15 protein-coding genes and 1 pseudogene are annotated in these 23,625 nt (G+C 68.6%); 12 read left to right on the top strand and 4 right to left on the bottom strand.

The features are described 5' to 3' along the window. Both AC6H42_RS15410 and AC6H42_RS15415 read right to left on the bottom strand, forming a co-directional pair. Nucleotides 1-653: pseudogene (locus AC6H42_RS15410) on the bottom strand (hypothetical protein); the annotation flags it as partial. A gap of 101 nt (nt 654-754) precedes the next feature. Then, nucleotides 755-2,155 carry a S8 family serine peptidase gene (locus AC6H42_RS15415; protein ID WP_497548429.1) on the bottom strand — a complete coding sequence of 467 codons (1,401 nt, stop codon included), beginning with the start codon at nt 2,153-2,155 and terminating at the stop codon, nt 755-757. 96 nt (nt 2,156-2,251) lie between these two features. On the opposite strand from AC6H42_RS15415, the gene AC6H42_RS15420 reads away from it, so the two are divergent. Together AC6H42_RS15420 and AC6H42_RS15425 are read left to right on the top strand one after the other, a co-directional pair. Then, nucleotides 2,252-2,746 (top strand): RNA polymerase sigma factor, encoded by a 495-nt coding sequence (locus AC6H42_RS15420; RefSeq protein WP_497548430.1) that lies wholly within the window; start codon nt 2,252-2,254, stop codon nt 2,744-2,746. Continuing rightward, complete coding sequence (locus tag AC6H42_RS15425; protein ID WP_497548431.1) at nt 2,743-3,555, top strand: anti-sigma factor family protein; 813 nt, start codon at nt 2,743-2,745, stop codon at nt 3,553-3,555. The genes AC6H42_RS15420 and AC6H42_RS15425 overlap by 4 nt, the downstream gene beginning before the upstream one ends. On the opposite strand, the gene AC6H42_RS15430 is transcribed toward AC6H42_RS15425, so the two are convergent. Together AC6H42_RS15430 and AC6H42_RS15435 are read right to left on the bottom strand one after the other, a co-directional pair. Next, a complete protein-coding gene (locus tag AC6H42_RS15430; RefSeq protein ID WP_057157859.1) occupies nt 3,552-5,006 on the bottom strand; it encodes a sensor histidine kinase in 1,455 nt (484 codons plus the stop codon). The two genes, AC6H42_RS15425 and AC6H42_RS15430, sit on opposite strands and share 4 nt — an antisense overlap. Then, the gene (locus AC6H42_RS15435) at nt 5,006-5,698 is read right to left on the bottom strand and encodes a response regulator (RefSeq protein WP_497548432.1); all 693 of its coding nucleotides are present in this window, start codon (nt 5,696-5,698) and stop codon (nt 5,006-5,008) included. The genes AC6H42_RS15430 and AC6H42_RS15435 overlap by 1 nt, the downstream gene beginning before the upstream one ends. Before the next feature lie 250 nt (nt 5,699-5,948). Between AC6H42_RS15435 and AC6H42_RS15440 the strand changes: the two genes are divergently transcribed. The 10 genes from AC6H42_RS15440 (at nt 5,949) to AC6H42_RS15485 (ending at nt 23,625) form a co-directional block, all read left to right on the top strand. Then, nucleotides 5,949-7,403, top strand: coding sequence for an efflux RND transporter periplasmic adaptor subunit (locus tag AC6H42_RS15440; RefSeq protein WP_497548433.1), 1,455 nt, complete (start codon nt 5,949-5,951; stop codon nt 7,401-7,403). Beyond that, the gene (locus AC6H42_RS15445; RefSeq protein ID WP_497548434.1) at nt 7,400-10,564 is read left to right on the top strand and encodes an efflux RND transporter permease subunit; all 3,165 of its coding nucleotides are present in this window, start codon (nt 7,400-7,402) and stop codon (nt 10,562-10,564) included. Before AC6H42_RS15440 ends, AC6H42_RS15445 begins: the two co-directional genes overlap by 4 nt. Next, on the top strand, nt 10,561-13,797 hold the full coding sequence (locus AC6H42_RS15450) for an efflux RND transporter permease subunit (RefSeq protein WP_057157863.1): 3,237 nt from the start codon (nt 10,561-10,563) through the stop codon (nt 13,795-13,797). The genes AC6H42_RS15445 and AC6H42_RS15450 overlap by 4 nt, the downstream gene beginning before the upstream one ends. Then, nucleotides 13,794-15,380: a TolC family protein gene (locus tag AC6H42_RS15455; RefSeq protein WP_497548435.1), complete on the top strand. Its 1,587-nt coding sequence runs from the start codon at nt 13,794-13,796 to the stop codon at nt 15,378-15,380. Before AC6H42_RS15450 ends, AC6H42_RS15455 begins: the two co-directional genes overlap by 4 nt. Before the next feature lie 104 nt (nt 15,381-15,484). Beyond that, nucleotides 15,485-18,049: a chemotaxis protein CheB gene (locus tag AC6H42_RS15460; protein WP_497548436.1), complete on the top strand. Its 2,565-nt coding sequence runs from the start codon at nt 15,485-15,487 to the stop codon at nt 18,047-18,049. After that, the gene (locus AC6H42_RS15465) at nt 18,046-19,413 is read left to right on the top strand and encodes a sensor histidine kinase (protein WP_497548437.1); all 1,368 of its coding nucleotides are present in this window, start codon (nt 18,046-18,048) and stop codon (nt 19,411-19,413) included. Before AC6H42_RS15460 ends, AC6H42_RS15465 begins: the two co-directional genes overlap by 4 nt. 64 nt (nt 19,414-19,477) lie before the next feature. Continuing rightward, nucleotides 19,478-21,622, top strand: coding sequence for a S46 family peptidase (locus AC6H42_RS15470; RefSeq protein ID WP_497548438.1), 2,145 nt, complete (start codon nt 19,478-19,480; stop codon nt 21,620-21,622). 92 nt (nt 21,623-21,714) lie between these two features. Then, entirely contained in the window at nt 21,715-22,338 is a 624-nt protein-coding gene (pnuC, locus tag AC6H42_RS15475) for a nicotinamide riboside transporter PnuC (protein WP_057157868.1), read from the top strand. Nucleotides 22,339-22,348: 10 nt separating this feature from the next. Beyond that, nucleotides 22,349-22,882 (top strand): AAA family ATPase, encoded by a 534-nt coding sequence (locus tag AC6H42_RS15480; RefSeq protein ID WP_057157869.1) that lies wholly within the window; start codon nt 22,349-22,351, stop codon nt 22,880-22,882. After that, a complete protein-coding gene (locus AC6H42_RS15485; RefSeq protein WP_057157870.1) occupies nt 22,879-23,625 on the top strand; it encodes a hypothetical protein in 747 nt (248 codons plus the stop codon). The genes AC6H42_RS15480 and AC6H42_RS15485 overlap by 4 nt, the downstream gene beginning before the upstream one ends.

A 23,625-nucleotide genomic window follows, 5' to 3' on the forward strand; every position in this document is an offset into this window, starting at 1 on the left:
CTGCCGTTGCCTGTCCCCATCACCGCGCCAGTGCCGCTGCTACTGCCGCTGCCATTTGCGCGGCTGCCGCCGTCAAGCACACCACTGGCGTTCAAGGCGTGCAGTGGACCGGCATTGGCCGTAGCCGGAGCCGAGTCGCTTGCGCCTGTTGGCGCGCCGCCTTGTGCGGGCTGGGTGGCCTTGGCCGCTGCGGCCGGAGCCAGGTTGGTGGCCAGCGAACCCGAGCCGCTCGCGCCGCCCGTTGCCTGCAAATCCGCCGTGGCGGACTTCGACCCGAACAGGCTGCTGAAAAAGCCCGGTTTCTGGCCTGCAGCCGTGCTGTCGGTGGGGGCCGCCGGCTGCGCGTCCGCCAGCTTGGCGGCCAGGCTGCCCGAACCGCTGCCGGCCGCATTGCCGCTTGCCGCGCCGTCCGCGCGGCCGGCATCGATAGCGCCGGTGACCGAGCGGGGCGCATTGAGCACGGTGGCGCGCTTGCCGGCCGCACCCGTGCCTCCCATGCCACTCATGCCGCCCAGTTGCCCGCCGAAACTGCCCGCGCCGCCTATCATGCCGCCCACGGAGCCTCCGCGTCCCAGCAATTGCGCCTGCGCCGAGCAAGCCAGGCCGATGGACAGCGCGAGAATCAGTTGTTTGGCGATGGTATGGTTTTTCATGATGTTCTCCTTGTCGTTGACCGCAGGTTGTCTGCCGCCGTTGAAAGGAAAACGTCCCTGCTCAGCCATTTAATCCATCGCTGCGCAAATTTTTTCAGAATTTATTGGAATGCCGACGGATCGGTGCGGAACGCGGCGCCCAGCACGCCGTAGCCGGTCTCGTTGCTCTGCGTGCCGGCCGCCACGCCGGCCGCCTGCTTGGCCAGCCCCGCGAGCGCCTCGCGGGCGGCGGCCGGCGCGGGCCGGGGCAGGGCGTCCGCCAGCAGCGTGGCCACGATGGGCGCAGCGAATGACGTTCCGCGCACCACGCGATATGGCGGCCGGCCCATGGCCGCGCTCACCATCTGGCTACCCGGCGCCGCGAACATGACCTGCGGCCCGCGCGCGGCCTCGGGGAGCGGGCGGCCGCGCTTGTCTACGCCGCTTACGCCCACCACGCCGGGATAGCTGGCCGGATACAGTGGCGGCGCGGCTGGCCCGTCGTTGCCCACCGCAGCCACCAGCAGGTGCCCGCGCCTGACCATGCCGGCCACCACGCGCTCCAGTATCTGGTTGGGCGGGCCGACCAGGCTCAGGTTCACCACCGCCACCTGTTGGTGCGCCATCCAGCCCAGGGCTGCGGCCACGCGCGCGGCCGAGCCGCCGGTGGCGCTGTCGCAGTAGATATCCGCCGCATACAAAGCAGCGTGCGGCGCCACGCCTTTGAAGCGGGCGGACTGTCCCACCATCAGCGCCGCCACCGCCGTACCGTGCGCGCTCGGACGGGCTGCGCCGTCGCAGCCCCAGCGGATAATCGACGCGTCGCGGAACACATCATGGCCGCGGTCGATGCCACCGTCCACCAGGCCCACCCTCGCACCCGCACCCGCACCCGCACCCGCACCCGCACCCGCACCCGCACCCGCACCCGCACCCGCACCCGCACCCGCACCCGCACCCGCTTCAGCCGACCGCTGGCCGCGCGCTTGCCCGCCTTGACCGCCAACCTGCGCCGCGTCCGCGCCCATTTCCGTGCCGCTGCCGGTGTATACATGGTTGAAATCGTAGGCGCCTTCAGGATCGAGCGCGCGCAATTGTTCCAGCGCGGCGGCCGTGCTCGTCCCATCGGGCACGCGCAGCACGACCATGCGCTCGCCGCCGTCCAGCACCTGCCCGCTATGCACGGCCAGCCCGGCCGCCTGTGTCGCCGCCAGTCCCTGCGCACTGGGCGACCAGGCCAGGATTTCGCCCCGCACAACCGGTTCCCCGCGCGGATCCGCCTCCAGCACGGCGCGGTGCCGCTGCAACAGACCGGTGACGCGCTCCAGACGCAGGGTGCGCAGGTCTGCGGGGACGGTGCGGTCCAGCAGGTTGCGGCTGGAGGCGCGCAACTGGGCGGCGCCGACTGGGTCTTGTAGCTGTGGCAACTGTGGGAGTTGCAATTGCGGCAAGCGCAATTGGGCGTTGGCTGCGCTGGCGCTTAGCGTGCAGGCCAGCACGATAGTCAGGGTTCGGATACGCATGATAGTCGGATGATAGTATAGGAAATCGCACTTTCTTTTGGTTAAACGAACGGGGCAGGGATTAAAATCCCTCGCCGCATCGTTTACCTGTTATCCATGCCATCGATAAACAGCGACATCGCCGCCTTGCTGCCGCGCCTGCGGCGCTTTGCCCGCACCATCACCCACCACCGGGAGGATGCGGACGACCTCGTGCAGATTGCCGTCGAGCGCGCGCTGAACCGTAGCGCCCAGTGGGAGGCCGGCACGCGGCTCGACAGCTGGATATTCAGGATCATGAAGAATGCCTGGATAGACGAGATGCACTCGCGCATGCGGCGCGACCGGCTGTTCGCGCCCGAAGAGGCGGGAGAGCATGTGGGCGACGAGGGCGCGGCGGCGCAGCAGCAGCGCATGGCGATCCAGAAAGCGGTCAGCCTGCTGTCCGACGAGCACCGCATCGTGGTGGCGCTGGTGCTGGTCGACGGCCTGCCGTACAAGGAGGCTGCCGAGGTGCTGGACATCCCGATGGGCACCTTGACCAGCCGCCTGGCGCGCGCCCGCGCCGCGCTGCAAGACCTGTTATCCGATACTGCGAGGACTGCAAGATGAGCTTTAGCGACGAGACCCTGATGGCCTATGCGGACGGCGAGCTGGACGAGCCGGCGCGCACCGAGGTCGAGCGCGCCATGCGCGGCGATCCGGCGCTGGCCGCGCGCGTGGCGCAGCATCAGGCCATGCGCTCGGACGTGTTCGCCGCGTTCGCGCCGATTGCCGACGAGCCGCTGCCACCGGCGCTGCTGGCCACTGCCATGCCGGACAAGGTGAGCGACCTGGGGGCTGCGCGCGCAGCCCGCAGCCAGCCGCAGCGGCGCTGGGCATGGCAGGAGTGGGGCGCGATTGCCGCTTCCTTGTCGGTGGGCGTGCTGGTGGGGAGCTTGGTGCTCGGCGGCGGCTCGGGTGCTGGCGCCAGTGCCGCGGCAAGGCTGCTTGTCGCGCAGGACGCCGACGGGGCGGCGGTCGCGCATGGCCGCCTGGCTGCAGCGTTGTCCAATCAGTTGGCCAGCACCGGAGCAGGGCAGGCCGCAGCTGCTGCCGCTGGTGTGGGTGCGCAAGCGGCCGGCAACGGCGCGCCGGGTGCGGATGGCGGCGCCATCAGGATCGGCGTGACGTTCGCTGCCACGGACGGCGCGCTGTGCCGCAGCTTCATCGCCGGCAGTGCGGCCGGCCTGGCCTGCCGCAGCGGCGACCAATGGAAGCTGGCCGTGTTGGCCGAAGCGGAGCAGGGCGCCAGCGGCGACTACCGCCAGGCCGGCAGCGCCATGCCCCCCGCCGTGCTGGAGGCCATCGATGCCCGCATCGCCGGCCCCGCCCTGGACGCGCAGGCGGAGAAGGCAGCTCAGCAGCGTGGCTGGCGCTAAGCCGGCTGCGCCAGCGGCAAGGTGATCACGAAGGCGCTGCGGCCCGTATGCAGCTTGGCGCAGCGCGCCTCGCCGCCATGGCGTCGGGCGATCTGCCTTACCAGCGCCAAACCGAGCCCGGAACCCACGCTGTCGCGCGCGTTGCTGCTGCGGTAGAAGGGTTCGAATACCTTGTCGTACTCGCTTTGCTGAATGCCGGGGCCGGCGTCCTGCACCACGATTTCGGCGCACACGTCCTTGCCGGCGCCGCTGCGGCGCAGCTTGACCGTGGTGGGCGGCACGCCGTGGCGGCGCGCGTTGTCGAGCAGGTTGCGCAGCATGCGGCGCAGCAGGCGCGCATCGCCGCGCACGATCAGCGATTCACCGTCCAGGTCTGCCTCGTCGTAGCGCGAGCATTCCTCGGCGGCCAGCGGCAGCAAGTCCAGCTCCTCGTTCTCGGTGCGCTCGCCCACCGCATCCAGGCGGCTGGCCAGCAGGATCTCGTCGATCAGCTGGTCCAGTTCCGCGATGTCCTGCTCCAGCCCGGCGCGCCGCTTCGGTTCCACGCTGTCCTTGCTCAGTTCCAGCGCCAGGCGGATGCGCGCCAGCGGCGTGCGCAGTTCGTGCGAGGCGTTGGCCAGCATGGTCTTGTGCGCGCCCACCAGCGCTTCGATCTGGTCGGCCGAGCGGTTGAAACTGGCCGCCAGCGCGGCCACCTCGTCGCTGCCCTTGACCTCCACCCGCGCCGACAGGTTGCCCGCGCCCAGCGATTCCACCCCTTTCTGCAAATGTTCCAGGCGCCGCGTCACGCGCCGCACCACTGGGTAGGCGGCGATGGCGATGATGATGGCCAGGCCGATCAGGATGGTGTGTAGCCGCATGCGCGACGGCGCCTGGCGCAGCGGCGTATTGGAGACGATGTGGCGGCCGTCGTCCAGGTGCATCTGGAAGCGGCGCTGGCGCAGCGGACGGTCAATGTCCTCGTCGCCGCGCGCCCAGCGGCGGGCCTGGTCCAGCGGGCCGGCGCGCTGGGCCGCCTCTGCCTCGTGTGCGGCGCCGCCGCGGCGGTCGCCAGCATTGCCGTGCTCATTGCGCCTGCTGTCCGCGCCGCGCTGGCCGTCCTCACCGTGCTGGCGGGCCTCCATGCGCTCCATGCGTTCCATGCGCTGCTGGCGCAGCATGCGCCGGTCCGGGCGTTCCAGCGGTTCGCCCACGTAGGCCAGCCGCTGCCAGTCCTTGCTGAACAGCGTGATGTCGGCGCGCAGGCCGCGCGTCATGCGCTCCAGCGCTGCCTGTTGCTGTTCGGGCGGCGCTTCGGCAGGGGGCAGCGCGTTGCGCAGCAGCGTGCCCAGGGTGCGGTCGGACAGCTCGACCGGCGCGCCGGCCCATTGCCACAGCAGCACCACGGCCAGGGTCAGCAGCGCCAGGCTGGCCAGCAGCGCGGCGTAGAAGCGGAAATACAGACGCGGCATCAGTCCTGGTCCTTGGCGAACAGATAGCCCGCCCCGCGCACCGTGATGATGCGGCGCGGATGCTTGGGATCGTCCTCCACGGCGGCGCGGATGCGCGACATGTGCACGTCGATCGAGCGGTCGAACGCCTCGGCCTGGCCGCTGCTGGTGGCCTCCATCAGCGCCTCGCGCGACAGCACCCGGCCGGCGTTGCGCGCCAGCATCAGCAGCACGTCGAACTGGCACGCGGTCAGCTCGCAGGCCTTGCCGTCCAGCCGCGCGCCGTAAGCGCCCGGCTCGATTTCCAGGCGCCCGAAGCGCAGCACCTCGTTGGCCGCGCGCTGCGCCTCGCCGCCCCTGCGCAGCACCGCGCGCAGGCGCGCCAGCAGCTCGCGCGGCTCGAAGGGCTTGGGCAGGTAGTCGTCGGCGCCCAGCTCCAGGCCGATGATGCGGTCGATGGCGTCGCCGCGCGCGGTCAGCATCACCACCGGAATGTTGGAGGAGGCGCGCAGCGTGCGGCACACTTCCATGCCGTCCATGTCGGGCAACATCAGGTCCAGGATCACGGCGTCGGCATGGTTGGCCGCCAGCCAGGCCAGCGCCGGCTTGGCGCGGGTGTGGGCGGTGACCTCGAATTTGGCCGTGGTCAGGTATTCGGACAGCATCTCGCTCAGGCGCGGATCGTCCTCGATAATCAGGATATGTTCGCTCATGCCCCATTTTACGGAGCATGGCCGCCGCCGGTCACCACAAATTTGTAGCAGCTTTGTATCGGGCAGCTACCCGATGTAACAGGCCGCCGCCCCGCCGTTGCAGGCACTCTGGCTTGCATGATGGAAACTGCCTGCGGCGGGGGGCGTAATTGTTTCAAACCGACACGTAGCCGAAATTCCATTGTGCTAGAGTCGGTTCATCTCCCGGCGCGTACTGGGCGCGCCACGCCTAAGAACAAGGACAATAGCGATGACCTCGCCCACACCACCCACACCACCCTCGAAGACCCTTCCCGCCACGCCCAGGCGCAGCCGGCGCGCGCAAATTATCGGCGGCCTGCTGGCGCTTGCCGCCATGGCCGGCCTGGGCGGCCTGGCCTGGCATCTGACCCACCCGGCCGCCGGCCAGGGCGCGCAAGCGGGCGCCCAGGGCGGCCCCGGAGGTCCGGGCGGCCCGGGCGGTCCCGGCGGCGGGGGCGGGCGGCGCGGCGGCGCGGCTACCACGGTGGGCGTGGCCACCGCCGACAAGGCCGACATCCCGGTGGTGCTGGATGCCCTGGGCACCGTCACGGCGGCGGCCACCACCACGGTGCGGCCGCAGGTATCCGGCATCCTGCAGAAGGTGCTGTTCAAGGAGGGGCAGATGGTCAAGGCCGGCCAGGTGCTGGCCCAGATCGACCCGCGCCAGTTCGAACTGGCGCTGATGCAGGCCAGCGGCCAGCGCCAGCGCGACGAGGCCCAGCTGGAAAACGCCAGGCTGACGCTGGAGCGCTACCGCACCTTGCTGGCGCAGGACTCGATCGCGCGCCAGGACGTCGATACCCAGGCCGCGCAAGTCAAGCAGCTGGAGGGCACCGTCATGACCGACCGCGCCAACGAGGGCGTGGCGCGCCTGAACCTGGGCTACACCAAGGTGGTGGCGCCGATCAGCGGGCGGGTCGGCCTGCGGGTGGTCGATATCGGCAACCTGGTCAGCTCGGGCGACGCGGCCGGCATCGCCGTCATCACGCAGCTCTCGCCGATCGACGTGGAATTCTCGGTGCCGCAGGACCAGGGGCCGATGGTGATGGAGGGCGTGAGCGCCGGCGCGCCGCTGCCGGCGCTGGCGCTGGACCGCACCCGCGCCGTGACGCTGGACGACGGCCGCTTCTATGCGCTGGACAACCAGGTCGACACGCAGACCGGCACCATCAAGGCCAAGGCACGCTTCGCCAACGCCAGGAACACGCTGTTCCCCAGCCAGTTCGTCAACGTGCGGCTGGAGCTGCGCACCATCAAGGATGCCGTGATGGTGCCGGTGACGGCGCTGCGCCATGGCAGCAAGGGCGATTTCGTCTATGTGCTGAACGGCGACAAGACGGTCAGCACGCGTCCCGTCACGCGCGGGCAGGCCACGGTGGACAAGGTGGAGATCCGCAGCGGCCTGAAGGCGGGCGAGCAGGTCATTACCGAAGGCGCGGACCGCCTGAAGGACGGCGCCAAGGTCACGCTGCCGGGCGACAAGCCGGGCGCGGGCGCAGGCGGCGGCCGGCGCGGCAGGCGTGAAGGGCAGGGCGGCGCTGCGCCTGCACCGGCCGGCGCCGAGGGGGCAGCGCCTGCCGGCGCCGGCGCGCCGCATGGCGAACACCGCCGCCGCGACTGGTCCGCCCCCGGCGGTACGCCGGCGCCGGCGGCGCCGTCCGCAACGCCGAAGCCGACGCCATGAGCCCGTCGCGCCCCTTCATCCAGCGGCCGGTGGCGACGTCGCTGCTGATGCTGGCCATCGTGCTGGCGGGCCTGGTCGGCTTCAAGTTCCTGCCGCTGTCGGCGCTGCCGCAAGTCGATTTCCCCACCATCCAGGTGCAGACGCTGTACCCCGGCGCCAGCCCGGAAGTGATGGGCCAGACCGTCACCGCGCCGCTGGAGCGCCAGTTCGGCCAGATGTCCGGCCTGCAGCGCATGAGCTCCACCAGCGCCGCCGGCGTCTCCATCATCACGCTGCAGTTCGGCCTGGGCCAGACGCTGGACGTGGCCGAGCAGGAAGTGCAGGCCGCCATCAACGCCGGCGGCTCGCTGCTGCCCACCGACCTGCCGGCGCCGCCGGTGTACGCCAAGGTGAACCCGGCCGACGCCCCCGTGCTGACGCTGGCCATCACCGCCGACACCATGCCGCTGACGGAAGTGCAGAACATCGTCAACACCCGTTTGGCGCTGAAGATCAGCCAGGTCTCCGGGGTCGGCCTGGTGTCGCTGAGCGGCGGCCAGCGCCCGGCCGTGCGGATCCAGGCCGACACCCAGGCGCTGGCGTCCTACGGCCTCGGGCTGGACACGCTGCGCACCGCCATCACGTCCTCCAACGCCAACAGCGCCAAGGGCAGCTTCGACGGCCCCACGCGCTCGTTCACCATCAACGCCAACGACCAGCTGGTGACGGCCGAGGACTACAAGAACCTGATCGTGGCCTACCGCAACGAGGCGCCGGTGCGCCTGTCCGAAGTGGCGCGCGTGGTCGACAGCGCGGAAAACGTCAAACTGGGCGCCTGGTCCGGCCACACCGGGGCGCTGACCCCCGCCATCATCCTGAACGTGCAGCGCCAGCCCGGCGCCAACGTCATCGCCACCGTGGACGCCATCAAGGAACGCCTGCCGGAGCTGCAGGCCGGCCTGCCCGGCGCGCTGAAAGTGGAAGTGCTGAGCGACCGCACCACCGGCATCCGCGCCTCCGTCAAGCACGTTGAGTTCGAACTGGTGCTGGCGGTGCTGCTGGTGGTGCTGGTGATCTTCTTCTTCCTGCACAGCGTGCGCGCCACCGTCATCGCCAGCCTGGCCGTGCCGATCTCGCTGATCGGCACCTTCGGCGTGATGTATTTGCTGGGTTACAGCCTGAACAACCTGAGCCTGATGTCGCTCACCATCGCCACCGGCTTCGTGGTGGACGACGCCATCGTCATGATCGAGAACATTGCGCGCTACATCGAGGAAGGCGAAACGCCGATGGCCGCCGCCATCAAGGGCGCCACCCAGATCGGCTTTACCATCATCTCGCTGACGGTGTCGCTGATCGCGGTGCTGATCCCGCTGCTGTTCATGGGCGACGTGGTGGGCCGGCTGTTCCGCGAATTCGCCGTCACGCTGGCCATCACCATCCTGATTTCAGGCGTGGTGTCGCTGACCCTGGTGCCGATGATGTCGGCGCGCTGGCTCACCAGCCACCGGGACGACGCGCCGGATTCCTTCGGCGGCCGCGTGCAGCGCTTCTTCGACAAGGTGATCGCCCGCTACGACAACTCGCTGCAATGGGTGCTGCGCCGCCAGGGCCTGACCCTGCTGGTGGCGCTGGGTACGCTGCTGTTGACGGTGGTGCTCTACATCTTCATCCCCAAAGGATTGTTCCCGACCCAGGACACCGGCCAGCTGCAGGCCCGCATCGAGACCGCGCAAGCGGTGTCCTACAGCCGCATGGCCGAGCTGCAGCAGGCCGCCGCCCGGGCCATCATGGAAGATCCGGACGTGGCCACCCTCAGTTCCGTGGTGGGCGTGGACGCGGCCAACAACACCATGCTGCACACCGGCCGCATGCTGATCAACCTGAAGGACAAGCGCGGCCACCAGAACGAGATCATGGAGCGCCTGCGCAAGCGCGTGGCGGCCGTGGCCGGCGTCACCGTCTATCTGCAGCCCACGCAGGACCTGACCATCGACGCCGAATCCGGTCCGACGCAGTACCGCGTGTCGCTGGAAGGCGCCGACACGGCCACCGTCACCGAGTGGGCCGGCAAGCTGGCCGCACAGATGCAGCAGCACGAGCAGCTGCGCAACGTGGTGTCGGACGCCGGCGCCACCGGCGTGGCGGCGCAAGTGACCATCGACCGCGACAGCGCCTCGCGCCTGTCCATCACCGCCGCCGCCATTGACGACGCGCTCTACAGCGCCTTCGGCCAGCGCATCGTCTCCACCATTTTCACCGAGACCAACCAGTACCGCGTGATCCTGGAGGCGCAGCCGGGCACCCTGACCACGGCCGAGTCGCTGGGCAACCTGCACCTGAAGACCGGCTCCGGCAAGCCCACGCCGCTGTCGGCGGTGGCCACCATCACGGAAAAGCCGGCGCCGCTGCAGATTACCCACGTGGCGCAGTACCCGGCCACCACCCTGGGTTTCGATACCGCGCCCGGGGTGTCGCTGGGACGTTCGGTGGAAGCGGTGCGTGCGGCGGCCGAGGAGATCAAGCTGCCGCCGTCGGTCACCATGACCTTCCTGGGCGCGGCGGGCGCCTACCAGGCCTCGCTGTCGAACCAGCTGTGGCTGATCCTGGCGGCCGTGATCTGCGTCTACATTGTGCTGGGCGTGCTGTACGAGAGCTACATCCATCCGCTGACCATCCTGTCCACCTTGCCGTCGGCCGGCGTGGGCGCCTTGCTGGCGCTGATGGTGAGCGGCCAGGACCTGGGCGTGATCGGCATCATCGGCATCATCCTGCTGATCGGCATCGTCAAGAAGAACGCCATCATGATGATCGACTTCGCCATCGAGGCCGAGCGGGGCGACGGCGTCAACCCAGGCAAATCGCCGCAGGAAGCCATCCACCAGGCCGCGCTGCTGCGCTTCCGCCCCATCCTGATGACCACCCTGGCCGCGCTGTTCGCCGCCGTGCCGCTGATGCTGGGCTTCGGCGAAGGCGCCGAGCTGCGCCGCCCGCTGGGCCTGTCCATCTTCGGTGGCCTGATCGTCAGCCAGGTGCTGACCTTGTACACCACGCCGGTGATCTACCTGGGCTTCGACCGCCTGGCGCAGCGCTGGCGCGGCAGGACAGGCACAGGCGGCGGGCAGGGCGCTGGCGCAGGCAATGCGCCGCCGCGTGCCGTGCCGCCGGGGGCGCAGCCGTGAACCTGTCCGAACCCTTCGTCCGGCGCCCCATTGCCACGGTGCTGCTGACCATCGGGATGGCGCTGGCGGGCATCGGCGCCTTCTTCGTGCTGCCGGTGTCGCCGCTGCCGCAGGTCGACTATCCGTCGATCTCGGTCAGCGCCAGCCTGCCCGGAGCGAGTCCTGACACCATGGCCTCCAGCGTGGCCACGCCGCTGGAACGGCGGCTGGGCGTGATCGCGGGCGTGAACGAAATGACTTCGTCGTCCGGCAGCGGCTCCACCCGCATCAGCCTGCAGTTCGACCTGAACCGCAAGATCGATGCCGCCGCGCGTGAAGTGCAGGCGGCCATCAACGCCTCGCGCGCCGACCTGCCGGCCACGCTGAAAAACAATCCGACCTACCGCAAGGCCAACCCGTCCGACGCGCCGGTCATCATCCTGGCGCTGACCTCGCCCACCCGCAAGCCGGGCCAGATCTATGAGGCCGTCTCCAACATCGTGCAGCAGAAGCTGGCGCAGGTGAAGGGCGTGGGCGACGTGGAAATCGGCGGCGGCTCGTTGCCGGCAGTGCGCGTGGAATTGCTGCCGTACGCGGTGAACCGCTATGGCGTCTCGATGGAGGACGTGCGCGCCGCCATCCAGGCGTCCAACGCCAACCGCCCGAAGGGCGCGCTGGAAGGCGACGAGCGCCGCCTGCAGATCTATTCCGCGCCGGCGCGCGTGAGCGGCGTGGTGCCGGGCGCCGCTGCCGGTGCGGGCGCCGGCAACCCTCCGACACGCCCCAGTGCGGCGGACTACCGCGACCTGGTGGTGGCCTGGCGCGACGGCGCCGCCATCCGCCTGCGCGACATCGCCACCGTGGAGGATGGGGCCGAGAACAAGAACACGCTCGGCCTGTTCAACGGCGAGCCGGCGGTGATCGTGCTGATCACGCGCCAGCCTGGCGCCAACGTGATTGAAACCGTGGACGGCGTGCGCGCGCTGATCCCGCAGCTGCAGGCGCAATTGCCTCCGGACGTGAAGCTGGAAGTGGCGTCCGACAGCACCAACTCGATCCGCTCCTCGCTGCATGAAATCGAACTGACGCTGGTCATCTCCATCGTGCTGGTGGTGCTGGTGGTGAGCGCCTTCCTGCGCAGCGCGCGCGCCACCATCATCCCGGCGGTGGCCACTGTGGTGTCGCTGCTGGGCACCTTTGGCGTCATGTATCTGCTGGGCTTCAGCCTGAACAACCTGAGCCTGATGGCGCTCACCGTGGCCACCGGCTTCGTGGTCGATGACGCCATCGTGGTGCTGGAAAACACGGCGCGCCACATCGAGGCCGGCATGGACCGCTTCAAGGCGGCGCTGCTGGGCGCGCGCGAAGTGGGCTTCACGGTGCTGTCGATATCCCTGTCGCTGGTGGCCGTGTTCATCCCGCTGCTGTTCATGGGCGGCCAGGTGGGGCGGCTGTTCCGCGAGTTCGCCGTCACGCTGTCGGTGGCGGTCATGATTTCGCTGGTGATCTCGCTCACCACCACGCCCATGATGTGCGCCTGGCTGCTGAAACCCGGGCACGACGGCAAGCCCGAGGGCAGGGTGGCGCGCCTGTTCGAGCGCGGCTTCCAGGCCGTGCTGCGGGTGTACGAGCATGCGCTGGATTGGGCGCTGCACAGCGTGTGGCTGGTGATGGCCATCCTGGTGTTCGTGGTTGGCCTGAACGTGTACCTGTTTGCGGCGGCGCCAAAGGGCTTCTTCCCGCAGCAGGACACGGGGCAGATCAACGGCGGCATGCGCGCCGACCAGAGCATCTCCTTCCAGGCCATGCAGGGCAAGCTGCGCCAGCTGGTCAACATCATCAAGCGCGACCCGGCGGTGGCCACCGTGGTGGGCTTTACCGGCGGCTCGCGCGCCGGCGGCGGGTTCATGTTCATCAATCTCAAGCCTGCCTCCGAGCGCACCGAGTCCGGCCAGGCCGTGATCGCGCGCCTGCGTCCGCAGCTGGCGCAGGTTACCGGCGTGTCGCTGTTCCTGAACACGGTGCAGGACCTGCGCATGGGCGGACGCTCCAGCAATTCCACCTACCAGTACACGCTGAAGAGCGACAACCGGGCCGATCTGAAGGCCTGGGCCGGCAAACTGGCCGATTCGATGAAGCAGCAGCCGGAGCTGATCGACGTGGACACCGACCAGGCCGAAAACGGCGTGGAAACCTTCGTCACCATCGACAAGGACACCATCACCCGCATGGGCATTGGCGTGCGCGACGTCGACAATGCGCTCTACAACGCCTTCGGCCAGCGCCAGGTGGCCACCATCTACGATGAGCTGAACCAGTACAAGGTGGTGATGGAAGTGGCGCCCGAGTACGCCAAGAGCCCGGAGGCGTTGAAGGACGTGTACGTGTCCGCCAGGGGCGCGGGCGGCGGTTCCAACAACGTGGCCGCCGCGCGCGACGCGTCCACCGGCGCGGCGCTGAGCGTGGCGCCGGCGGCCATGGTGCCGCTGCCGGCCATCGCCAGCTTTGCTGAAAGCGCCACGCCCACCTCGGTCAACCACCAGGACGGCGAACTGGCCACCACAGTCTCGTTCAACCTGGCCGAAGGGTTCAGCCTGAGCGACGGCCAGGCCGCCGTCAAGCAGGCCGAGGCCGACATCGGCATGCCCAACAATGTGCGCGGCAGCTTCCAGGGCACGGCCAAGGCGGCCGACGACAGCAACAAGCAGCAGCCCTTGCTGATCCTGGCGGCCATCGTGGTGATCTACATCGTGCTGGGCATCCTGTACGAAAGCCTGGTGCACCCGGTGACGGTGCTGTCCACCTTGCCGTCGGCGGGCGTGGGGGCGGTGCTGGCGCTGCTGCTGTTCAAGATGGAGTTTTCCATCATTGCGCTGATCGGCGTGTTCCTGCTGATCGGCATTGTCAAGAAGAACGCCATCCTCATTATCGACTTTGCGCTGGAAGCCGAGCGCGCGCGCGGCCTGACGGCGGTGGAGGCGGTGCGCGAAGCCTGCCTGTTGCGCTTCCGGCCCATCCTGATGACCACGCTGGCCGCCGCGCTGGGCGCCTTGCCGCTGGCGATAGGCTTCGGCGAAGGCTCCGAGCTGCGCCAGCCGCTGGGCATTGCCATCATCGGCGGCCTGATCGCCAGCCAGCTGCTGACCTTGCTGACCACGCCGGTGGTCTACATCCTGATGGACAGGCTGCGCAGCCGCAGCGAGTCCGAAATCCAATTGAGCAGGCAGGCAACTGCCGGACCGAGCACGCCATGAACAAGCCCCCCTTCACTCCCGTTTCGTTGGCCCTGCTGGCGGCATTATCCCTGGCTGGTTGCGCCGTCGGGCCGAAATACGAAGTCCCTGCCACGCCGCAAACTGCCGCCTTCAAGGAGGCCGAAGGCTGGGCGCCCGCCGCGCCGGCCGACATGCTCGAGCGCGGCCCGTGGTGGACGCTGTTCGGCGACCCGGTGCTGAACGAACTGGCCGCGTCCATCGAGGTGTCCAACCAGAACGTGGCCGCCGCCGCCGCGTCCTATGCGCAGGCGCGCGCCCTGGTGGCCGAGCAGCGCGCCCAGCTCTTTCCGGCGGTGGACCTGAGCGGCAGTGCCAACCGCAGCGGCGGGGGCGGCGCCACGCGCACCGCCAGCGCCTACCGCGTGAACCTGGGCGGCAGCTGGGAGCCGGACATATGGGGCCGCCTCGGCGCCGCCAGCACTGCCGCCAGCGCCAGTGCCGCCGCCAGCGCCGCCGACCTGGCCGCAGCGCGCCTGTCCGCGCAGGGCGAACTGGCCGCCAATTATTTCGCGCTGCGCCAGGCCGACGCCCAGAAAGCGCTGCTGGACGCCACCGTGCAAGGCTACGAGCGTGTGCTGCAGATCACGCAAAACCGCTTCAGCGCGGCCATTGCCGCCAAGTCCGACGTGCTGCAGGCTGAAACCCAGCTTGCCAACGCCCGCATAGACCTGATCAGCGTCACGCGCCAGCGCGCCCAGCTCGAACACGCCATCGCCGTCCTGCTGGGCAAAGCCCCGGCCGAGTTCACGCTGGCCCCGCTGCCCCAAGCCGCCGCCCTCGCACTGCCATCGCTTGCCGCCTCGCAGCCCGGCGCCATGCCCGCCATGGCCGGCGGTCCTGCCGCCGCCGGCCCGGCCGCAGGCGCGCCGCCGCAGCTTGACGGCTCGGGGCGCATCGTCATGGCGCCGCCGCTGGTCTACGCTTCGCCGGCCGGCGCCGAGCCGGCTGCGTGGGGCGGGGCGGTGGTGCCGGCGGTGCCGGCCGTGGTGCCCTCCGCGCTGCTGCAGCGCCGCCCGGACATCGCCGCAGCCGAGCGCCGCGTGGCCGCCGCCAACGAGCAGATCGGCATCGCCCGCGCCGCCTATTTCCCCAACCTGAACCTGAGCGCCTCCTATGGCTTTGGCGCCAGCGCCGCCTCCGGCCTGTTCAATGCGTCGAACAGCCTGTGGGCGCTCGGCCTGTCCGCCGCACAGACCCTCTTCGACGCCGGCGCCACCAAGGCGCGCGTGGCCGGCGCCGAAGCCGCGCGCGACGCGGCCATCGCCCGCTACCGCCAGACCGTGCTGGCCGCCTTCGCCGATGTGGAAGACCAGCTGGCCGCCAGCCGCGCCCTGGAGCAGCAGCAGGCGCACCGCCGCACGGCCGCCGCCGCCGCCGACCAGGTGGAGCAGCAGATGCTGAACCGCTACCGCGCCGGCCAGGTCGCCTACACCGACGTGGTGCAAGCCCAGGTAACGGCCCTGAACGCCCGCCGCGCCCTGCTGCAGGCCCAGGCCGACCGCCAGACCACGGCCGTGGCGCTGATCCAGTCGCTGGGCGGCGGCTGGCATGCAGACCGCTAGCTGTCGCGAAAGGCAGGTGCGCCCGATAGCGGGCGCTGGCTTTCAGGCAAGGCGCTTTGTATAATCGACAATCCAGGCTAGCGCCTTTTCTAAGCCCAGCACCAATGAATCAAAGCGATACCGCCGAGTCCTTGCCGGCATCCAGACCCCTCATTCCCGTGGTGGGCATAGGCGCGTCCGCCGGCGGGCTGGAACCGATCTGCGAGCTGTTGGCGGCGGTGCCGCCGAACAGCCCGCTGGCCTACGTGGTGGTGCAGCACCTGGATCCGCAGCACATCGGCATGCTGCCGGAACTGCTGCAGCGCGTGACCGCCATGCCGGTGCAAGAAGCGGCCGACGGCATGGTGGTCGAGGCGGGCAACGTCTACGTGATTCCGCCCAATCGCGACCTGGGCTACGCGCGCGGTGCGCTGCGCCTGACGCGCCGCCCGCACACCCGCGCCCAGACCTTGTCGATCGACCATTTTCTAAACGACCTGGCGGCCGAATGCGGTCCGCTGGCGGCCGGCGTGGTGTTGTCCGGCATGGGCAGCGACGGCAGCGCCGGCCTGCGCGCCATCCAGGAGCGCGGCGGCCTGACGCTGGCCCAGCAGCCTGCCTCGGCGCGCTTCACCGCCATGCCGCAAAGCGCCATCGATTCCGGCAGCGCCGACATCGTCGCCCGCGCCGGCGAAATGCCGGCCCTGATTGCCGGCCGCCTGGCCCACCGGCAGCCGCTGAACGAACTGCCAGGCGCTCAGCGCCGCAATGCGCTGAGCGAACTGCTGCAGTTCCTGCTGACCCGCACCGGCAACGACTTCGCCGGCTACAAGTTGAACACCGTCATGCGCCGCATCGAGCGCCGCGTGGCGCTGCACCAGTGTGCCACGCTGGAAACCTACGTCCGCCTGTTGCAGGACAACCCGGGCGAGGTGCAACTGCTGTTCAAGGAAATGCTGATCGGCGTGACCAGCTTCTTCCGCGACCAGAAAGTGTGGGAGCAGCTCAAGGCCGTGGCCTTGCCTCAGCTGCTGGAAGCGCACCCGGACGGCGCCGCATTCAAGGCCTGGGTGCCGGCCTGCTCCACCGGCGAGGAGGCGTATTCCCTGGCCATGGTGTTCAGCGAGGCGGTCTTGCATGTGAGCCCGAAAGCCAAGTACAGCCTGCAGATCTTCGCCACCGACCTCGACCCGGACGCCATCGACCGCGCCCGCGAAGGCCTGTTCACGCACAGCATCGAGGCCGACGTGTCGCCGGAACGCCTGCAGCGCTTCTTCACTGCCGAGGAGCGCGGCTACCGGGTGCGCAAGGAACTGCGCAATATGATCATCTTTGCGCAGCAGAACATCATCTCCGATCCGCCGTTCACCAAGCTCGACGTGCTCAGCTGCCGCAATCTGCTGATCTATTTCAGCCCCAAGCTGCAGCGGCGCCTGATTCCGCTGTTCCATTACGCGCTCAAGCCGGCTGGCCTGCTGTTGCTGGGCAGCGCAGACACGCCGGGCCAGTTTACCGAGCTGTTCGCGCCGCTGCCGGGCGTTAGCCGGATCTACCAGCGGCTCGATGCCGGCGATCAGAGGCTGGTACACTATTTCCCAACCAAGATGGCGGCAGCCGCCCCCATTGCCAACGAAGCCAGGTCAGTATCGATGAACGGCAATCTCCAAACGCAGGTCGAGCAGCTGCTGCTGAAAAAGCACACGCCGGCGGCCGTCCTGCTCAACCGCGACGGCGACATCCTCTACATCCACGGCCGCACCGGCACCTATCTGGAACCGGCCGCGGGCAAGGCCAACTGGAACATCCACGCCATGGCGCGCGACGGCCTGCGTTACCAGCTGGACGACCTGCTGCAGCGCGCGCTGGGCAGCGAAGGGCCGCAAGTGCTGCGCGGCCTGGTGATGAAAAACGCCAGCGGCCAGGAACTGGCGGTGGACATGAGCGCCGAAGCGTTGCATGAAGGCGATGCGCTGGAAGGCATGGTGCTGCTGACTTTCCTCAGCGTGCCGCGTCCGGCCGGGCGCCGCGCGCGTTCGGCCAACCCGCGCGTGACCGAGCTGGAGCAGCAACTGGCCCAGGCGCGCCTGGAAATCCAGGCCGTGCGCGACGAAATGCAAACCTCGCGCGAAGAGCTGCGTTCGGCCAATGAGGAGCTGCAATCGACCAACGAGGAACTGCAGTCCACCAACGAGGAGCTGACCACGTCGAAGGAAGAGATGCAGTCGCTGAACGAAGAGCTCTACACGGTCAACGCCGAGCTGCAATCGAAGGTGGACGACCTGTCGCTGGTCAACAGCGACATGAAGAACCTGCTCAACAGCACCGACATCGCCACCATCTTCCTCGACAACCTGCTGCACATCCGCCGCTTCACCACGCAGGCCGCCCAGGTCTACAAGCTGATCGCCGGCGACGTGCAGCGCCCGCTGAGCGACATCTCCAGCGACCTGATTTACCCGGAACTGGAACAGGACGCCGAGCAAGTGCTGCGCACGCTGGTGTTCAGTGAAAAGCAGATCCCCACCCGCAACGGGCGCTGGTTCACGGTGCGCATCATGCCTTACCGCACGGTTGACAATGTGATCGACGGCCTGGTGCTGACCTTTATCAACATCACCGACGCCAAGCAGCTGGAATCGAAGTTGCGCGCGCTGAGCCTGACGGAAAGCGGCGACGGAGGTGCGCAGTGAGCAAGGGCAACCATCCCCGCAGCGACGCGCTACGCCAGTGGCAGACGCTCCAACTCAGCAAGATCGAGCTGGAACTGCAGCAGCAGGCGCTGTCGGCGCTGCAGCAGCGCAGCGAACAGGCGCGCACCGGCCAGGCGCTGTACCAGCAACTGTTCGAGCAGTCGCCGGCGTGCACCTACGCGCTGGACCAGGGCGGGCTGCTGGTGTGCGCCAACCAGGCCGGCGCCGCGCTGCTGGCGCAAAGCGCCGCCGCGCTCCAGGGCCAGCCTTTCGAACGTTACCTGGCGCCCGAGCAGCAGCCGCGCTGGCGCGCCTTTACGGCCATCCTGCGCAGCGGCGACGGCCGGGCCGGCATGGAAACGCAGCTGTTTGCCGGCATCCCCGGCGCCTGCGCGGTGCGCATCGACGCCTGCCTGGATGCGGCCTCCGGCCTGTGTTGCCTGGTCATCGCGCCGCTGGCTGCGGCGCCGTCCGCGCAGCCGGACAGCGGCGCAGCCGGCCATCGGGAGCAGGCCTTTCCCGGCCATGAGCCGCTGGCGGCCGGCCCCCTTGGCGCACGCCTGGCGGCGCAACTGGCGCAGCAGGGCGCCCTGGCCATGGCGTCCCAGGTGGCCGCGCAAGTGGCCGAGCGCACCACCGCGCTGACGCTGGACAACACGCAACTGCGCCTGCTGGCCGAGCACGAAGCGAATGCGCTGGAAGCGGCGCGGCTGGACATGGCGCGCGCCATGCACGACAACGTGGGGCAGAACCTGCTGGCGCTGCGTATCGAGGCTGCCCTGCTGGACCAGCGCACCCGCAGGCATGGCGGGCCGCTGCACCAGCGCGCCAGCGCCGCACTGGAGAATGTGGACACCACCCTGCGCAGCGTGCGCGCCATCCTGAACCAGCTGCGGCCGGCCGTGCTGGACCTGGGCCTGCACGCAGCGGTGGACTGGCTGCTGGCCGATTTTCGCAAGCGCAGCGGCCTGGTTTGCACACTGGACGTACCGGATGAACAAGCGTTCGACTGCCTGGAGAGCGGTGCCGCGCTGATGCTGTTCCGCCAGTTGCAGGCCTTGCTGGCATCGGTGCAGCGCGACGGCGGCGCCAGCGCGGTGGCGGTCAGCCTGCGGCGCCTCGGCCGCTCAGGCGCGGTGCTGCTGGTGACCGACGACGGCGCCGGCGACACTGCCGTAGACAGCGATGCCGGTGGCGGGGTTGCCCTTGCCGGGCGCCGCCAGCGCCAGGCGCTGGCCATGCTGGCCATTGGTGAGCGCCTGCGCGCCCACGGCGGCGTGCTGGAGGTCGATTACGGCGCGGCCCAGGGGTGCCGGGTGAGCATGCGCTTGCCGGGCCAGGTTGGTCAGGCTGGCAATAGCTAAAAAGCATTTTCAGCGGCAGGCGCAAGGTCTATACTGCCGCAGCTTTTCACATTAGGGGACCATCTTGTTCAAATCGCTAGCTTTTTCAGCACTGCCGGCCGCCTTGCTGGCCGCCTTCAGCCCTGCCCACGCCGACGAAGGCCAGTGGCAGCCGCACCAGCTGCCGCAGCTCAAGGCCGAGCTGAAACGCATCGGCATCGCCATTCCGGCCGAAAAGCTGGCCGACCTGTCCAAGCACCCGATGAGCGCCATCGTCTCGACCGATGGCTGCTCCGCCTCCTTCGTCTCGCCGGACGGCCTGGTGGTCACCAACCACCATTGCGCCTACGGCGCCATTCAGCGCAACTCCACGCCGGAGCATAACTACATCGCCAACGGTTTCCTGGCCAAGACCCGCAGCGCCGAGCTGCCTGGCGGCCCGAACCTGCAGGTCTACGTGACCGACAAGGTGGAAAACGTCAGCGCCCGCGTGCTGCAAGGCCTGGACAAGCTGGGCGGAAAAGCCCGCCACGAGGAAGCGCAGAAGCGCATCAAGGCCCTGATCGCCGAATGCGAGACCGACAAGATGTACCGCTGCTCGGTGCCGAGCTTCCACCGCGGCGCCGAGTACTACCGCATCCGCCAGATGCAGATCCGCGACGTGCGCCTGGTGTACGCGCCGTCCGACAAGATCGGCAACTACGGTGGCGATATCGACAACTACGAATGGCCGCGCCACACCGGCGACTACTCCTTCCTGCGCGCCTACGTGGGCAAGGACGGCCGCCCGGCCGACCCGTCGCCGGACAATGTGCCGTACAAATCGAAGGACTTCCTGGTGGTGTCCGCCGAGGGCCTGAAAAACGGCGATCCTATCCTGCTGGCCGGCTACCCCGGCCGCACCAGCCGCTACAAGCTGCCGGTTGAAATCCGCAACGCGCGCGATTCGGCCTATCCGCTGCAGGCGGCCGAATACCAGTCCGACCTGGACACCATCGCCGCCGCCACCAAGGGCGACGCGGCCGGCGAAGTGCGCTACGCCAGCGTGGTCAAGAGCATCAACAACCGCATGAAAAAGACGCTGGGCCTGATGGACGGCTTCGCGCGCAAGGACCTGGCTGCCGTCAAGGACGCGCAGGACGCCGAGTTCCGCGCATGGTACGCCAGGCAGCCCGGCGTGTCGGCTTCCATGCTGTCCGAACTGGACGCGGCGATTGCCGCCGACATGGCCCTGGCCGACGAAGAATTCGCCTGGGGCGTGGCCACCAATAGCGACCTGCTGAAAAGCGCGCGCACCCTGTACCGCCTGGCGCTGGAGAAGCAGAAGCCGGACGCCGAACGCAAGGCTGGCTACCAGCAGCGCGACGTCAGCCCGATCAGGGCCCGCCTGACCCGCCTGGAGCAGTCGTTTACGCAGAAGGTGGACCAGGCCCGCTACGCCGACGGCCTGGCGCGCTACGCCAGGCTGGCTGCCAAGTCCCACCCGCAGGGGCTGGACGCGCTGTTGCCATCCGTGGCCGAGGTGCCTGCGCTGTACGCGCAGAGCAAGCTGGGCGCCACTGCCGAACGGCTGGCGCTGATGGACAAGGACGCCGCCGCCATCGCCGCGTCGGACGACGCTTTCCTCAAGCTGGCCGTCAAGCTGCACGCCGTCGGCCTGTCGCTGGAGGAGCGCCGCATGGAAGTGGACGGCAACCTGGAACGCGTGGTGCCGCAATACATGGCCGCCGTCATCGCTTGGAAGAAGTCGCAGGGCAAGCCGGTGTACCCCGACGCCAACTCCACGCTGCGCGTCACCTACGGCACCGTGTCGCCGTACTCGCCGAAGGATGGCCTGACCAAGGGCCCATTCACCACGGTCGAAGGCATCGTCGAGAAGCACACCGGCAAAGACCCGTTCATCGCGCCGGGCAACCTGATCGACGCGGTGAAAGCCAGGCGCTACGGCCAGTTCAAGGATCCGGTGCTGGGCACCGTGCCGGTGAACTTCCTGAGCAGCGCCGACACCACCGGCGGCAACTCCGGATCGGCGGTGATGAACAAGCGCGGCGAACTGATCGGCCTGAACTTCGATTCGACCTATGAATCGATCACCAAGGACTGGTACTTCGACACCGCCATCACCCGCGCCATCCACCTCGACATCCGCTACATGCTGTGGGTGATGAAGGAAGTGGACCACGCCGACAACCTGCTGCAGGAAATGACCATCAAGTATCCTAAAAAATAAATAGGCTAGCTTCCATGGGAAGGGGCCGGGCTCGATATTGAGCCCGGCCCCTTTTTGCTTCATAATCGACGGTTCACCTTCGATCGCCCGCCATGAATGAATCATTTGCCCTGTTCGGACTAAGCACCACGCCAATTGAGCTGGTTTCCTTCGTGCTTTCGGTCATGACGGTGCTGCTCAACATCCGCCAGAACCACTGGGCCTGGCTGTTCGCCATCCTGTCCTCGGCCACGTACGGCGTGGTGTTTTACGGCGCCCGCCTGTACGGCGACATGGCGCTGCAGCTGGTGTTCATCAGCGTGTCGTTCTGGGGCTGGTACCAGTGGCTGCACGGCGACGCCACGCACGAGCGCCTGCCCGTCACCCGCACCACGCAGCGCGGGCTATGGATGGCCGCCGCCGGCTGGGCCGTGGGCTTCGCCGTCCTGGCCTGGTTCCTGCACAGTTTCACCGATACCGACGTGCCGAAGACCGACGCCTTCCTCACTGCCGGCAGCCTGGTGGGCCAGGTGCTGCTGTCGCGCAAAAAGCTGGAGAACTGGCATGTCTGGATCATGGTCGACGTGATCTACGTGGGACTCTATATCCACAAAGGGCTGATGCTGACCGCGCTCCTGTATGGCATGTTCGTGGTGATGGCCGCCATCGGCCTGCTGGCATGGAAGAAGTCCATGGGCGAGGGTGGTGCGGCGGCCGAAGCGATGGTGCTGAAATGACGGAGGCTGCATGACGCCGGTGCTGCGCGTGGCCATCGTCGGTTCCGCGTCGTCCGGCAAAACCACGCTGGCGGCGCGCCTGGCGCAGCACTACCGCACCGTATGGGTGCCGGAGTACCTGCGCGAGTTCGTCGAGACCGAGGCGCGCCTGCCTGTGTCGTCCGACCAGATCCACATCGCCGGCACCCAGGTGGCGCGCGAGGAGGCCGCCTTGCCGCAGGCACGCCACTTCCTGTTCTGCGACACCACGCCGCTGATGACGGCGGTCTACAGCCGCCACTACTTCGGCGGCATCGACGCCGAACTGGCCGCGCTGGCCGCCTCGCACCGCTACGACGTCACCCTGCTGTGCGCGCCGGACCTGCCCTGGGTGCCCGATGGCCTGATGCGCGAGCCGGAGGACGCCAGCGGGCCTGTCAGCGCGCTGCTGCTGGAAGAACTGGCCGCGCGCGGCATTGCATACACGCTGGTAAGCGGCGCGCCCGAACAACGCTTGATGAAAGTCGAGCAAGTGCTAGGAAGGCCTGCTACATTAGCAGGATGAGAAGAACCCGCACAGTCCCCGCATTCCTGTTCGCCGCCACGCTGGGCACAGCGCTGCCGCTGCCGGCCTGCGCGGCCACTGGTTACTATCTTGTTTCAATCTACGACGTGGAAGGCCAGAAGTCGCTCGACTTCAAATACTGGAACGCCGACTACAAGCGTCATTCCAGCACGTCCTCCCCCGAACTGGGCTTCGGCTACGGCCTTACTTCGCGCTGGTACACCGAGCTGACGGCCGTCTGGATACGCCGTCACGGGCGCACCGACAGGCTGGCTTCGGTGGACTGGCAGAACGACTACATGCTGACGCAGGGCCAGTATCCTTTCGACCTGGCGCTGCACACCGTGGTCGGCAGGGGCGACAGCAGCCCGCACAGCTACAGCGTGGAGATCGGTCCTGCGCTACAAACCGAGGTCTGGCGCACGCAGTTCAACTTCAACGTCTTCCTGCAGCGGGACTACCGCACCGGCCAGGCGGAGCAGACCCAGCTGGTATACCAGTGGCAGGTGAAGCAGCGCTGGAAAAGCTGGCTGCAGCCCGGTGTGCAGGGTTTTGGCGAAGTGGGGAAGTGGAACGGCTGGCTGCCGGAGAAGCAGCGTTCGCACCGGCTCGGGCCGGCGCTGTTCGGCACCCTGGGCATGGGTGCCGGACAGGAGATCAAATACGACGCGGCCCTGCTGGTGGGGCGCAACTCAGCCCGCACGGCGAAAAGCTTCACCTTGCGGGTGCAGTACATCTTCTAG

It is taken from the genome of Massilia sp. NBRC 108631 (genome assembly GCF_059704565.1).